Source organism: Deinococcota bacterium, from assembly GCA_030858465.1.
Lineage (GTDB): Bacteria > Deinococcota > Deinococci > Deinococcales > Trueperaceae > JALZLY01.
Map to the genome: position 1 here is coordinate 1 of JALZLY010000129.1, position 14957 is coordinate 14957.

At 65.7% G+C, this 14957-nt stretch carries 10 protein-coding genes; 8 read left to right on the forward strand and 2 right to left on the reverse strand.

The window, feature by feature from the left end; all coding sequences use genetic code 11:
* Positions 1–151 (reverse strand): FAD-dependent oxidoreductase (locus tag M3498_06160; GenBank protein ID MDQ3458867.1); only part of this gene is annotated, 151 nt, incomplete at its 3' end.
* A gap of 483 nt (positions 152–634) precedes the next feature.
* On the opposite strand from M3498_06160, the gene M3498_06165 reads away from it, so the two are divergent.
* From M3498_06165 to M3498_06175, 3 genes are all read left to right on the forward strand, one after another.
* Positions 635–1606 (forward strand): NADPH:quinone oxidoreductase family protein, encoded by a 972-nt coding sequence (locus M3498_06165; GenBank protein MDQ3458868.1) that lies wholly within the window; start codon positions 635–637, stop codon positions 1604–1606.
* A gap of 220 nt (positions 1607–1826) precedes the next feature.
* On the forward strand, positions 1827–2972 hold the full coding sequence (locus M3498_06170) for an MFS transporter (protein ID MDQ3458869.1): 1146 nt from the start codon (positions 1827–1829) through the stop codon (positions 2970–2972).
* A gap of 117 nt (positions 2973–3089) precedes the next feature.
* Positions 3090–4142, forward strand: a complete 1053-nt coding sequence (locus M3498_06175; GenBank protein MDQ3458870.1) for an isocitrate/isopropylmalate family dehydrogenase — start codon at positions 3090–3092, stop codon at positions 4140–4142.
* A 128-nt stretch (positions 4143–4270) separates the two neighbouring features.
* Here the strand turns inward: M3498_06175 and M3498_06180 are convergent, their stop codons facing one another.
* A complete protein-coding gene (locus M3498_06180; protein ID MDQ3458871.1) occupies positions 4271–5800 on the reverse strand; it encodes a SulP family inorganic anion transporter in 1530 nt (509 codons plus the stop codon).
* A 149-nt stretch (positions 5801–5949) separates the two neighbouring features.
* Here M3498_06180 and M3498_06185 point away from each other — a divergent pair, with 149 nt between their 5' ends.
* From M3498_06185 to M3498_06205, 5 genes are all read left to right on the forward strand, one after another.
* A complete protein-coding gene (locus tag M3498_06185; GenBank protein ID MDQ3458872.1) occupies positions 5950–7212 on the forward strand; it encodes a glutamate-5-semialdehyde dehydrogenase in 1263 nt (420 codons plus the stop codon).
* An 82-nt stretch (positions 7213–7294) separates the two neighbouring features.
* A complete protein-coding gene (locus M3498_06190; protein MDQ3458873.1) occupies positions 7295–8008 on the forward strand; it encodes a class I SAM-dependent methyltransferase in 714 nt (237 codons plus the stop codon).
* Between the two features lie 304 nt (positions 8009–8312).
* Positions 8313–12899 (forward strand): ATP-binding protein, encoded by a 4587-nt coding sequence (locus M3498_06195; protein ID MDQ3458874.1) that lies wholly within the window; start codon positions 8313–8315, stop codon positions 12897–12899.
* Positions 12900–13022: 123 nt separating this feature from the next.
* Positions 13023–14558, forward strand: a complete 1536-nt coding sequence (locus tag M3498_06200; protein MDQ3458875.1) for a tetratricopeptide repeat protein — start codon at positions 13023–13025, stop codon at positions 14556–14558.
* A 113-nt stretch (positions 14559–14671) separates the two neighbouring features.
* On the forward strand, positions 14672–14957 hold a 286-nt coding region (locus M3498_06205; protein ID MDQ3458876.1), incomplete at its 3' end, for a hypothetical protein.

Genomic DNA, 14957 nt, shown 5'->3' on the forward strand with positions numbered 1-14957 from the left:
CCACCCGCGCCTCCTTCTCCAACACCGTCACCCGGGCGCCCGGGTGCCGGTGGCTGAAGGCCAGAGCGGTGGCGAGCCCGACGATGCCGCCTCCCAGAACAAGAACGTCGCTGTGGGCGTTGTTGTGGGCGTCGCTGTGGCGCGGCGTCACCGGCTCGACTCCCCATTGCCAAACTGCGCCGCGACGGTCACGTGCCTTCTGGTTAGGGTGAGAAAGCCGTCATAGGCGAAGGCCGAAATGCTCCCGACATTGCCGCCCTCGCCTAGCACGGGGGCACCGCGCTGAATGAAGCCGCCGTTGGCCTTCGATCTGACGCTATGAGCGGACGCTCGAGAACGGGAGAGGGCTCACCCGATCGCTTCGTGCAGCGGCCTGCCGCTTTTGGCCTGCCGATCCTGATCGCTTTTACCACCACGCGACTCACACCGACCGCCCAGTGAAGTGCCATATGATCTCCGTCCAAGCTTGAAACCGACGACGAATCCGAACCCACTCCGTGGGAGCCAGAGCAAGGTGCTCAGCGGTCATCCAAGGTGGTTAGCCGAGCACTGGGTATCATACGCGGTATTATACGCAAGCGCCGAGCTCGAGCCGCCAGCCACAGCGATCGCGGCATGAAAGGAGCCTGACCCTGTGAAAGCCGTCGTCGTCACCGCCTTCGGTGGACCCGAAGTGCTCGAGGCTCGCGTCCTGCCCGAACCCACGCCCGTAGCCAGCGAGGTGCTCATCCGGCCGCACTACATCAGCGTCAACTTCGCGGACCTCAAGGCGCGTCTTGGCGCTCATCACATCCGCCCTGAGCTGCCGTTCGTGCCCGGCCTGGATGTCTCCGGTGAGGTGGTCGCGGTGGGCGAAGGGGTCAGCGGCTTGGCGCCCGGCGCGTGGGTTGCCGCCGCTACCGAGGGCGGCGCCTACGCCGAACTCGTCCGCGCCCGGCCGCAGCTCACCTTTCCCCTGCCCGAGCGTGCCTACCTCGCTCAGGCCGCCGGCATCGTCGCCATGATGACGGCCTTCAACCTGCTCAAGCTGGGAAGGCTCGAGCCGGGCGAGACGGTGCTCGTCCACGCCGCCGCGGGCGGGGTGGGGACGCTGCTTTTGCAACTTGCACGCCTCCAAGGAGCTGGTCGGGTGATCGGGGTGGTGGGCAGCGAGAGCAAGCGCCCGGTCGCCGAGAGGTTCGGCGCCGACACCGTGATCAACAGTCGCGAGGAGGATCTAGAGGACGCCGTCCGCGAGGTCACCGGCGGGCGCGGTGCTGACCTGATTCTCGATTCGGTAGCCGGGCCTGTCTTTGCCGCCAACCTGGCGGTGCTGGCGCCCTTCGGCCGCATCGTGGTCTTTGGCGAAGCGTCGGGGGAAGCGGGAACGCTGCGAACCGACACCCTTCACAGCAGCAACCGCAGCGTGATCGGCTACTCGAGCGGTCACTACCGCAAGCACCGCCCCGATGGGGTGCGGGAGGGAGCCCAGACCATGCTGCGCCATCTGGCGGAAGGTAACCTTCAGGTGCCGATTACGGCGACGTTGCCGCTCGAGGACGCCGCGGAGGCCCACCGGCTCATCGAGTCGCGTACGACCACCGGCAAGCTGCTGCTCACCCCTTGATTCTTTTGGAGGCTCAATGGAATACCGGTGGTGAGACCGGTACTCCAAGGCGCCCTCATGGAGCTGGCAAGGCCCGCACCGTGATAGCTTGTGGGGCACTCGTGTGTGCTGTGTTTGTGACCTTTGTGCAACTGTGACCGTCATGCCGACATCCGCGCCACCATCCGCGTCACCATCCGACCGTAACCAACTCCTGATCCTGTGCTTCAGCATTGGCCTGGTGTTCGTCAGCAACAGCATGATCGCGCCGCTGGTGCCGCTCTTCAGCGTGACGCTCGGCGCTTCGCCCGCCGTGATCGGGTTGATCATCGCCGCGGCCTTCTTGTTCCCGCTGTTTCTGGCGATTCCCGCGGGCTCGCTGGTCGACCGTTACGGCCCCAAGGGGCTGATTCTGGGCGGCGCCTTGCTGCTGGGGCTGTCGCCCTTTTTCGTGGCCTTCTTTCCCGGCTTCCTGTCGCTTGCCTTGCTGCAAGTCGTCAACGGCCTCGGCCACCTCATCGCCGTGGTGGCGGCGCAAAGCTTCGTAGCAGCGCTGGGCTCGGGCGCCCTGAGGGAGCGCAACTTCGGCCTGTACACCACCTTCATCTCCATCGGCCAACTCTTCGGCCCGCTCCTGGCCGGGGTGGTCATCGACCTGAGCGGTTATGGGGCAGCCTTCGCGCTGGCAGGCATCGTCGCGCTGCTGGCAACGCTGCTCATCATCCGCCTGCAAGAGCCCAAACGGCCGGGCCTGCCGAGCGGCAGCCGGACGGGGCCGCTCTTTCCCCCTGCGGCCAAGGTCGTCGAACTGGCCCGCAATCCCGGCGTCCAGGTCGGCCTGCTGGTAAGCAGCACGGTGATGATCGCCCTGGTCGCCCACCAGTCCTTTCTGCCGGCCTACCTCGACCTGCTCGCCTACCCGGCGACCCTCATCGGGGTGATCGTCAGCTTGAGAGCCCTCGTCACCATCATGGTGCGGCCCTTCATCTCGCAGATCATCACGCTCTTGGGTGGGCGCTTCAGCACGCTCCTGGTGATGACGGTCATGGTGGCCCTGGGCCTGGGGCTGATGGGCTACGCGCAGACCTTTTGGGCGCTGGTGGTGATTTCGGCCTTGATCGGGGTGGGCCAGGGGATCGCGCAACCACTGACGATGGTGACGGTGGTGGATCATGTCGCCCCTAGCGAGCGCGGTACCGCCCTGGGGCTTCGCCTCTCCGGCAACCGTTTGCTGCAGCTGAGCAGCCCGCTCCTCCTCGGGCTCATCGGTCAGGTCGCCGGTTACGGCGTGATGTTCCTAGCCGGCGGGCTCGCCGTCGCCGCCGCCGCCGGGCTGCTTCTCACGCGCCGGCGCGTCTTCACGCGGCTCGAGCCCTATGGGGACTGAGCGCGGCAGCGGTATGATTTTGCCGTGGGTATCCGACAGGTATCCGAGCCGTAGGCACCGATCAACACCGATCAAAAGGTAAATCAACAGGCAAACTAGCCATCTCACGGAGGCGCTATGCAAAAGCTGGTCATAACCGAACTTCTAGGCGACGGGATAGGGCCGGAACTGGCCCGGGCGGTGCATGCGGTCGCCGCGGTCTTGCCGCTCGACATCACCTGGGACAGCGTCGACTGGTCGCTGGAGAGGCGCGAGGCCAAGGGTGAGGCCGCCATCGACGAGGCCGAAGCCTCCATGCGCCGGACCAAGCTGGCGGTCAAGTACCCTACCGTCACCAAGACCCGCAGCCCCAACGCGCTCATCCGCCGCCGGCTGGGCTTCAGTGTCATCTACCGGCCGGCCATCTCGATCCCCGGCATCTCCTCGAACTTCAAGCGCAACATCGGCCTGCACGTGGTGCGGGTGGCGGTGGGCGGCACCTACGACGATCCGGGGCAGTACGTCGGCCGCGACGCGGCGGTGTCGCTGCGGGTGGTGGAGCGCGAGCCCTGCGCGCAGGCGGCCGCCTTTGCCTTCGAACTCGCCAAGCGCAACAGCTGGCGGGTGACCTCGTCCTCCAAACACACCATCCAAAGGGCGACCGATGGCCTCTTCGAGGCGGTCGTCAAGGAGGTCCACAAGGACTACCTTGAGGTCCCGCACAACCTCGAGCTGTTCGACGCGCTCTTGGCCAAGATCATTTTGAAGCCCGAGGACTACGACGTGGTGCTGGTCCTAAACGAGTACGGCGACTTTCTCTCGGACATGGCCTCGGGCCTGGTCGGCAGCCTGGGGACGGGAGCCAGCGGCAACTTCTCGTTCGACGACCGGCGCCAGGTCGAGATCGCCATGTTCGACCCGGCGGGCGGCACCGCTCCCGATATCGCCGGAAGAGACCTCGCCAACCCCGCGGCGATTCTGCTCGCCTTCGGTATGCTGCTCGATCACGTCGGCCGCGCCGAGATCGGCGACGCCTTGCGCGACAGCATCCTGGCGGCCATCGGCCAGGGCAGTTGCACGCGCGATCTCGGCGGCGCGCTGTCCGGCAGCGACTTCAGCGCGGTGATCGTTCAAGACCTCGAGGCGCGCTTGCAGGGGCTGGCCGAGGATCCTTCAAGCGGCAATCGATGAGCCTTTTCAGGCGCTGAGAGTGTCGCTCTATAGCTCTCTATACGGCGCTCTGGTATCTGCTATGAGGTCATGCCGACGCCTCACAGCGCTTGTCCCTGGAGCCCCTGGAGCCAAAGAAGGGAAGGCTCCTACCTGTCCCAGTCCATCACCCGGCTGACCACCTTGTAGGACTGCGGCGGAATGTCCTGCAGGTCCACCCTGAGCCCGGCCTTGCGCGCGTCGCGCAACAGCGCCCGCAGGGCCAAGGTGCCGGTCAGGTCGGTGCGGCCGAGGCCGTCAAGGTGAATCACCAGCCGCTCGGCCTCGGGGTGAGCCGCCAGGAGGCGCACGAAGGTCTCTTCCAAGAGGTGGGTCGAGCCGAACCAGAGGACGCCCTGCGGCTTGAAGTGCAGCGTCTTGCCCTCGTTCCAGTCCCTGACCGTAAAGCGGGTCTCGCGCCAGAGGTGGACGCCGATGGCCAGGGCCACGCCGAGGAGCAGGGCCCGCTCGATGTGCGGGGCGAACAGCAGCGTCGCCGCTACCGTCGTCCAGGCCAGCGCGAACTGCGGCTTGGAGTAGCGCCTCAGCCGCATGAGCTCGCGCAGGCGGATGAGGCCCAGGATGCCGCCGATGACGAGCGCGCCCAAGACCGCCTTGGGCAGGCTCGAGATGACCCCGGCGAAGGGCAGGAAGAGGAGGACCGCCAGGCCCGTCACCGCGCCGCTCCAGCGCGTCTTGGCGCCGGCACTGCGGACCAGGGCGCTCCTCGAGAAGGAGCCGCCCACCGGAAAGGCGCCGCTCAGGGCGGCGGCCAGGTTGGCGACGCCCTGCGAGACGAACTCCTTGTCGGCGCTCCAGGGCTTGCGCTCCTGGGCGGCGTAAGTGCGGCCGATGGAAGCCGCCTCGGCGAAACCCACCAGGGCGATGACCAGGCCCGGCAGGAGAAGCTCGGGCACCGCTTCCCAGGGAAAACTCAGGGTGAAGGGCGGCAGGCCGGGCGGCACCGCACCGACGACCGGCCCGCGGTAGTCCAGGAGGGTGACGTAGAGCATGGCAAAGGCGATCGACAGGGGAATGGCCGGAAAGAGGGGATGAAACCTCGACCCGAAGTGCATGAGGACAAGCGTGAAGGTGGTGATGAGCAGCGCGCCGGGCTGCCAACTGAGCGGATTCGCGACCGCCCAGAGCGCCCCCGCGAGGAGGTCCTGGCTAGGCGGCATCACGCCCAGGGCGGCGGGTAGCTGTGAGGCCAAGATGACGATGCCCGCCGCGCTGCTGAAGGCCATCAGGACGGGCTGCGACATCAGGTAGGCGACGATGCCGAGCCCAAAGGCGCCGAGCAGGACCCGCACCACCCCGACGATGAGCGCGAGGAGCGCGCCCAGGGCGAGGTAGTCGGGGCTGCCGGGGGTGGCTAAGGGGCTGAGCGCGGCAAAGGTGAGCAGCGCCGAGAGCGCCACCGGCCCGGTCTGCAGATAGGGCGAGGAGGCGAAAAAGGCCGCCGCCAGGGGCGGCAGGGCGGCGGCGTAGAGGCCGGTGTAGGCGGGCATGCCGGCCAGTTCGGCGTAGGCGAGTGCCTGGGGAATCAAGATGATGGCGACGCTCAGCCCGGCGACAACGTCGCCAAGATGGGAACCGAGCCCACTGGGGCTGTGCGGCAGCGTCTTAGCCTGGGCCATCGAAATCGAAGTGGAGGCGCACCGAAGCTATGCCAACCTTTCCAGCTCGAGTCTACACCCTCAGCGCCTGCCTGGCGTGCGAATTGCGGCATGGCCCGCCTCGGGGCGCCATACCGTGGGCTGGTTTATACTTGGTTTATACTTCGGTCATGAACGCCGCGATTTCTCCCCTCGAGCGCCCCCTCGGTTTCCTCTTGGGGCGCGCCCGCCGGGCCAGCCGCCAATTGCCCAGGGCGGACCGTAACGGCGCCCTGAGGGCGATGGCGGAGGCCCTCCTGGAAGACGCCGCGGCCATTCTCGCGGCCAATGGCGAGGACGTGCGGGCCGAGCGTCAGCAGGGCACCGCCGAGGTGCTCGTCGACCGTCTCACCCTGACGGAGGCGCGCCTGGAAGAGGTGGCCTCGGCGCTCGAGCAGATCGCCTCGCTGCCCGACCCGCTCCACCGCGTCCTGGACGGCTGGCGGCTCGACAACGGCCTTTCGGTCAGCAAGGTCACCGTGCCCTTCGGCGTCATCGGCATGATCTACGAGTCGCGGCCCAACGTCACCGTGGACGCCGCCTCGCTGGCGCTCAAAGCGGGTTCCGCCGCCGTCCTGCGGGGCTCGGCGGGCGCCCTAAACAGCAACCGCGCCCTGGTGGCCGTCATGCGCCGCGCACTCGCCGCCGCCAAGCTGCCCGAGGACGCCGTCCAGCTCATCGACTCGCCCGACCGGGCGCTCGTCACCGAACTCCTGGAGGCCAGGGGCCAGGTGGACCTGGTCATTCCCAGGGGCGGCGCGCAGCTCATCGAACACGTGGTGAGGACGGCCCAGGTGCCGGTGATCGAGACCGGCGTGGGCAACTGCCATGTTTTCGTCGATGCCTCGGCCGACTTGGGGCAGGCCCGCGACATCGTCATGAACGCCAAGGTGCAGCGCCCGGGCGTCTGCAACGCCGCCGAGACGCTGCTCGTCCACGAGGCGGCGGCGGCGGACTTCCTGCCGGGGATGCTGGGAGCGCTCGCGGGCAAGGGCGTCGAAGTCTTCGGCTGCGAGCGGACCAGAGCCCTGGTGCCCGGGCTCCGGCCCGCGACCGAGGCGGACTGGGAGACCGAATACCTGGACCTCAAGCTGGCAGTCAAGGTGGTAAGCACGCTCGACGAGGCCCTGGGGCACATAGGGCGCTACGGCAGCGGGCACTCCGAGGCCATCGTGACCGGGGCGACGGCGAACGCCCGGAGGTTCCAGGACGAGGTGGACGCGGCGGCGGTCTACGTGAACGCCAGCACCCGCTTCACCGACGGCTTCGAATTCGGCTTCGGCGCGGAGATCGGCATTTCTACGCAAAAACTCCACGCTCGCGGGCCGATGGGCTTGGCCGAGATGGTGACCTACAAGTACCTGGTCGAGGGGCAGGGGCAGGTCAGGCGCTAGCATTGCCGGCCTCTGCGGGACACTGCGGGACACTGCGGGAGACACTGCGGGAGACACTGCGGGATGAGGTGAAGAAGGCGAGATGAAATCGACGGTCGAAGAGATCAGGCGGCGGTTCGACGAGGACGTGGAGCGCTTCTCCAACTTGGAGATCGGCCAGTCGGCGGCGGTCGATTCGCCCCTGGCCACGGAGCTCATCGCCCAAGCGGCGGCGGCCGCCACTCCTCACGCCAGCCAGCTGCTCGACGTGGGCTGTGGCGCCGGCAACTACACGCTCAAGCTCTTGCGGCTTCTACCCGCGCTGAACGTCAGGCTCGTCGACCTGAGCCGGCCCATGCTCGAGCGGGCGCAGGGGCGCGTCAGGGCGGTCACCACGGCCGAGGTGACGGCTGTCCAGGCCGACATCCGCGAGCTGGCGCTGGAGGAGGCCGGCTGCGACATCATCCTGGCGGCGGCGGTCTTGCACCACCTGCGCGAGGACGAGGAGTGGCGGGCGGTGTTCGGCAAGTTCCACGCCGCGCTGCGCCCGGGCGGCTCGCTGTGGATCTTCGACATGGTCGAGGGCGCCGCGCCGGCGCTGCAGGCCCTGATGTGGCAGCGCTACGGAGACTACCTGAAGGAGCTGAAGGGCGAGGGCTACCGCGATCACGTCTTTGCCTACATCGAGCAGGAGGACACGCCCAGACCGCTCATGTTCCAGCTCGACTTGCTGGGCGAGGTCGGTTTCGACACCGTCGAGGTCCTGCACAAAAACGGCTGCTTCGCGGCCTTTGGCGCCGTCAAGGCAGCGAGCTGAAGCCGATCGCTGCGAGGTCGGCTTCGGCGCAGAAACTGTACTCGCGGAGCGATAAGTCTTCCGGAAAGGTGAACGCGACGACAGCGGACGCCGCTGCCCTTCCCAGCACAACCGCTCAGGTACAACCGTTCGGGCACAACTGTAAAAAATTTCCGTCTCCGACGTTATTTTTTGATTGACGCGGGAAGCAAAAGACTGGTATACTATTATGTTTCGAGGCTCTTCCTTGGGCCTCTTCACGCATCAGTTTTTCCCTTGCCCCCGTGGGGGTTTGCAAACTGCCAGGCAGTTTTGGAGGCTTGTTTTGAGCGCAACCTATACCGCCGAGAATATCCGCGTCTTAAAAGGCTTAGAAGGTGTCCGCAAGCGTCCCGCCATGTACGTCCAGGGCGGCACCGGCGTCGACGGCTTTCACCAGCTTCTGACCGAGATCATCGACAACGCCATCGACGAGGCCCTGGCCGGCTACGCCGACACCGTCCAGGTCATCTTGAACGCCGACGGCTCGGCGACGGTCCGTGACAACGGCCGCGGTATCCCCGTCGGCATGATGCACAAGGAAGGCCGGCCCGCCATCGAGGTCATCTTTACCGAACTGCACGCGGGCGGCAAGTTCGACTCCGCGGCCTACAAGGTCTCGGGCGGCCTCCACGGCGTGGGCTCGTCGGTGGTGAACGCGCTGTCGAGCTACCTCGTCGCCGAGGTCGCCACGGGTGGCAAACGCTACCGCATCCGCTTTGACGGGGGCGCCGTCACCGAGCCCGTCCACGAGCTCGGCGCGGCGGCAGCGGGCGAGTCGGGTTCGACGGTCAGCTTCCTGCCCGACTACGACATCTTCAAGGGCATCACCAGCTTCGAATACGCGCGCATCCGCAGGCGCATGCGCGAGCTCGCCTACTTGACGGGCGGGGTCAAGATCATCCTTTCGGACAGGCGCCCCGGCCAGGAGAAAGAGGAGACCTTCCTGGAGCAGGGCGGGGTAGCCTCCTTTGCCGCCGATATCGCGGCCGACCACAAGAAGCTCTATGAAGCGCCGATCCTCATCCAGGGCCGCACCAGCGAGGGCGCCGACGAGATCGAGGTCGAGGTCGGCATGATCCACTCCAGCGCCTACGACCAGACCATTCTCTCCTACGCCAACATGATCACCAACCGCGACGGTGGCACCCACCTGACCGGCTTCAAGACGGCCTACACCCGCGTCATGAACACCTACGCCAAGAACAAGAACATGATCAAGAAGGGCGAGCCCGCGCCGACCGGCGACGACCTCCTGGAGGGCATCGCCTGCGTCATCTCGGTCAAGCTGGGCGACCCGCAGTTCGAGTCGCAGGCCAAGGTCAAGCTCCTAAACCCCGAGGCGCAGAGCGCGGTGCAGACGGTCGTCTACGAAAAGCTTAGCGAGGTCTTGGAGGAGAACCCGCGGATCGCCAAGGTGATCATCGAGAAGGCCGTGCAGGCCGCCAAGGCGCGCGAGGCTGCCCGCAAGGCGCGCGACCTGGTGCGCCGCGCCAGCCCGCTCGACAACGACGAGCTGCCCGGCAAGCTGGCCGACTGCCAGAGCGAGGACCCTTCGGTCAGCGAAATCTACATCGTCGAGGGCGACTCGGCGGGGGGTTGTTTTTCCGGTGATACGCAAGTTGCGCTGGCGGATGGGCGCCAGCTCAGCTTCGAGGAGTTGGTAGCTGAGCAGCGAGAGGGCAAAGAGCACTTTTGCTACACCATTCGTCACGATGGGCAGATCGGTCTGGAGCGGATTATCAACGCTCGAGTGACAAAGAGGCATGCTGAAGTCATTCGCGTGACGCTGGATGATGGTGAGGCCATGGTTTGCACGCCCGACCATCTGTTCATGTTGCGCGACGGCGGTTACAAGCCGGCTGCGGCATTAACCGCGGATGACTCGCTCATGCCCTTGTACCGTAAGGTGTCGGATGTTAACGAAGCCGGAATCACCATAGACGGCTATGAGATGGCCTGGGATCCTCGTTCGGATCGCTGGCTTTTCAGCCACGTTTTGGCGGACTGGTACAACCGCTACCACGGCGTCTATACCAAAGCGGACGGTGACCACTGCCATCACTTGGACTTTGACAGGCGCAACAACAACCCGACGAATATCAAGCGTATGCCTAGCCATGAGCACCTTGCCCTACACCAGGAGCATGTCAGCCGCACCCTTCACCGCCCAGAGGTGATTGAGCGTTGCCGTAAGCTTCGCCAGAGCAACGCGTTTCGCAACAGAATGAGTGAGCGCATGCGGCAGCCGGAAACGCCTGAGTTTCGCGCCAAGCGCTATGCGGCGTTACACCAGACCTATTATCGCAAGACCCTCACGGCCTTGAAGAGCTTTGAGACCAAAGAGGGAATCGACCTGGAAGCCTACCGTTTGCACCGTCAAAGCACACGGGATAAGTCGTTGTTGCGATTTGACACCTTTTATAACAGGTATTTCAAGGGTGATGCCACGCTGGCCCGTGAGGCCGTCGTAAACTACAACCATCGCATCGTCAGGATTGAGCGCCTACAAGAACGTCTTGATGTCTATGACATTGAAGTTCCACACACCCATAACTTTGCTCTAGCAAGTGGGGTGTTCGTCCATAACAGCGCCAAACAGGGCCGCGAGCGCCGTTTTCAGGCCATTTTGCCTCTGAGAGGCAAAATTCTCAACGTCGAAAAGGCGCAACTCGGCAAGATCTTAAAAAACACCGAAATTCGCGCCATGGTGGCGGCGATCGGCGCGGGCCTCGAGGGCACCGGTGACAGTGAACACTTCAACCTTGACGGCGTGCGCTACCACCGCATCATCATCATGAGCGTAGCTGGTGACGAGCCGACGCTGGTTATGGACGATGCCGGCAACACCGAGCTGGTGCACATCGGCGACTTTATCGACGACTGTGTCGAGGGCCGCCGCGTGACCAGCCGCTACAGCGTCGTCACCTTTGACCCGGCTACGCGCGCGACGCGCTTTAAGCCCCTCAAGGGGGTCATCCGCCACGGCCACGAGGAGCCGATGTATAAGCTCACCACGCGCTACAACCGCACCATCAAGGTGACCTCGTCGCACAGCGTCTTTGTCTTTGAAGACGGTGAGGTGCGCCTCAAAAAAGGCGCTGAGGTGCGCCCCGGCGACCGCTTAGTCGCCAGCCGGCGCCTGCCGCGCCCGGCAAGCAGCCCGGCGCATATCGACCTGCTGGAGACGTTCTATCGCGCTGGACTAACGGACGCGCTTTACGCGCGGGGCGAGGACGTGCGGCAGCTTGCGGGACGGCGCGTCATGGCGCAGGTCGCGCGGCCGGAGTTGTGGGGCGAGCCTCGAGTCTCCCTACATGAAACGTGGTGGCAGCGACTCGTTGCTAGGCGCCAGGCGGTGGGGCTGACCCAGTTGCAGGTAGCGACCTCGATTGGCGTCAAGCAGCCCATCACCATCAGCCACTGGGAGCGCGGCGTCAACCGGCCGATTTTGTCCCATTTCAGAGAGTATCTCCAGGCCATCGGCTGGACCGACGGCGTCGCCTATGATCTCGCCCCGGCTAAGATCGATGAGCGGCTCGCCCAGGACGACTCGAGCAAGAACGCGCGCTGGCGCAAGGTAAGCTCCTACAAGCCGGTCAAGGACTTTACCGCCGCTGAGCTGGCACAACTTGGTCCTCAGATAGAACTCGTGCCGCAGGCGCATGGTGACAAGGCCTTTGCACGCAACTTACCCGTCACGCGCGAACTGCTGTGGTTTTTGGGCTGGTATGTCGCTGAAGGAACGCTGAGCGCCCATCAGGTCAGCCTCAACCTGGGCAAGAAGGACGAGCGCTTTATCCCTGAACTGAGCGCCGCTATCGAGCTGGTCTTTGGCGAAACGCCTCGCCGCTATCATGACCCCGCGAGTGACGGCGTCAAACTTTACTTTCACAGTGTCGCGGCGGCGTGCCTGCTGCGGGCCTGGGAGCTGGCCGGACGGGCTCACGAGAAGAGGCTGCCCGACCTCGTCTTCAGCCTTCCCGAAGCGCTGCAGCTTGCTTTCTTAGAAGGTTATTTCCTCGGAGACGGCACGACCGCTGGAAGTAAGGTGTCGTTTACAACGAACTCGCCAGCTCTTAAAGAGGGACTGCTCTATCTCTTAGGACAGTTAGGCCTGCTGGCAAGCACCACAGAGCACCAGCCCTCACGCAACCCGGACGCCACCATTTCCACACGGCGCCCGTACTACAGCGTCACGGTTTGCGGCAAAGCCCAACTGGCAAGCTGCCGTACAGTCTGGCAGCGGCATCATAACGCCCCCAAACTTGCCGCGCACTTGGCAAACCCTGCTCGCAAGGCGCTCGATTATCTGCCGGTAAGCGATGATCTCATCGGCCTCGAGGTAGTTGCCGCTCAAGAGATAGAACCGGTCGGAGAATACGTCTACGACTTTTCGGTCGAAGGCGACGAAAACTTTGTTTGCGGCAGCGGCGGTCTCTGCGCGCACAATACCGACGCCGACGTGGACGGCAGCCACATCCGCACCCTCTTGCTGACCTTCTTCTACCGCTACATGCGCCCGCTGATCGAGGCGGGCTACCTCTACATCGCCCAGCCGCCCCTCTACCTGGTGCGTTTCGGCCGCGAAAAGGTGGGCACTTACGTCTACTCCGACGCCGACCTGCAGAGGCTGATGAAGGAGAACCGCGGCCGCACCTCGGAGATCCAGCGCTTCAAGGGCTTGGGCGAGATGAACCCCGAGCAGCTCTGGGAGACCACCATGAACCCCGAGACGCGCGTCCTCAAGAGGGTTTCGATCGAGGACGTGCTCGAGACCAACGAGGCCTTCGAGATGCTGATGGGTATGGACGTGCCGCCGCGCCGCGAGTTCATCGAGCAGAACGCGCACCTGGCACGAATAGAAATTTGAGGGCCTCGAGCAGCGCCATAAAAAACCTCACACGCGGCTCCGGGGGATGGTTTAAGATGAAGCTGCGGTTCAAAGCTCGCGCGGTCGTGTTTGGTCCGCCCGAAGGGATGCGTGGATGTGGGGATGAGGTTGCTTACCGGCTTGCTGCTCATGGGCTGCGTCGCGGGGGCGCAGATGGGCGCCTCGCCGCCGGGCACTCGGGTCCTGACCGACGGGGCCGATTTCGCTCGCCTCCGCCTCGAGCTGAGGCGCGACCCCGACAACGTCGTCGGCTGGCTGCTGCTCGCCCAGGCCTATCTGGACGAGGGCTATCCCCAGGAGGCGCGCGACGCCTTTGTCGAGGCTACCCTGCTCAACTACCGCTCGCCGGAGGCGCACTTCGGCCTGGGCCTGGCCGAGTATACGCTCGGCGACTACGAGGCGGCCCTGTTTGCCTTTGACGAACTGGTGCGGCTCCATCCCGAGCGCTTCGACGGACACTTCAACCGCGCGGTCACCCTGGCGGGGCTGCGCCGGACGGACGAGGCGGCGGTGGCCTTTCGCGAGGCCACCCTCCAGGCCGAGCCCGAGGCCACCCCCGAGGACCTGCTCGGCGCTTACCTCGGCCTGGCGGGACAGCTCGTCCTGGCCGGAGACTTTGAAGGCGCCGCCGAGGCTTATGAGGGCGCGCTCGAGCTCGCGCCCAGCCCCGCGCTCGCCTTTTTGCGCGCCGAGGTGCTGGTCAGGGCGGGGCGGGGGCTCGAGGTCCTGCCCGACCTCAGCGAGCTCGAGGCGAGCTTGAGCGACTACCGGGTCAGCGCGCTCATCGCGGAGGTCTATCAGGAGGCGGGCCGCGGCGACTACGCCGTCCGCGCCCTCGAGCGCGCCTTTAGCCGGGCGGCCGGCGCGGGCGACGCCTCGGCCATGGCCGAGACGCAGTTTCGCCTGGGCCTCCTCTACCGCGACCTGGCCCGCCCGGGTGACGCCGTCCGCGCCTTCCAGGGCTCGCTCCTGGCCGAGCCGGGCTCCTGGCAAGCGCACTACAACCTGGGTCTCAGCTACTTGGACGTCGGCCAGCTTCACAACGCGCTCACCTCCTTTGACGGCGCCCTGGCACTCAGCCGCGACAGCGGCGAGGTCTTCTTGGCCCGCGCTGGCGCTCTGGACGGCCTGGGCCGCGGCTCCGAGGCGCTCGGCTCGGCGCGTCAGGCGCTCGAGCGGCTGAGCGACCCCGAACTGCGCGCCGAGGCGGGCTTTATCGAGGCGCGCGCCCTCTACTCGGCGGGTGAGCTCGAGGCGGCCAGCTTCGCCCTCGAGCCCGTGCTCGCGGTCCGCGCCAACAACGCGCCCGTTCATCTCTGGGCGGGCCTCATCTACTATGCGCTCGGCAACTACCCCTTGGCGGCGCAGTTCTACGAGCGGGCGGTGCAGCTCGATCCGGCAAGCAGCGCGGCCCGCGTCAACCTGGGCGCGGCCTATTTGTCGTCGGGGCGCTTTGAGGACGCCGAGATCGTCTACGCGCTCCTCATCGAAGAGGACGCCGACAACGCCGAGGCCTATTACAACTTGGGCTGGGCGCTGCTCTCGCAGGGCCGTCAGGACGAGGCGCGCGCCGCCTGGCAGAGGGCGGAGGCGCTAGGCTACGGGCGGGCGGGCGTCGATTTGCGGCAATACTTTTAGCCCACTTCTAGCGCCCTCATGCCGGGGCTTGCTACACTGGGGACGGATACGTTGAGGCTTGGTACACTAATAAGACACTTCAACCTCAGGGTTGAGACGATGGGTTGGGAACTATGGACTGGATAAGACGAAACTGGCCGGACTTGCTGATTGGCGTCGCCCTCGTCGCCGTGATCGCGGGTATCATCGTGACGCTGCTGGGAGGAGGCTCGGTCTTCGACTTCGCGCGAAGCCCTGGAGCGCCCGCCAGCCCGGAGCCGGGCACGGCCGTGACGACCCCGCAGACCGCCGACGAGCCGGAATCACCGCTCGCGGCTACCCGCATGGGTGTTGGTGAGGGGCCGGGCGAAGAGGCACCGGGCGAAGAGGTACCGGGCGAAGAGGCACCGGGCGAAGAGG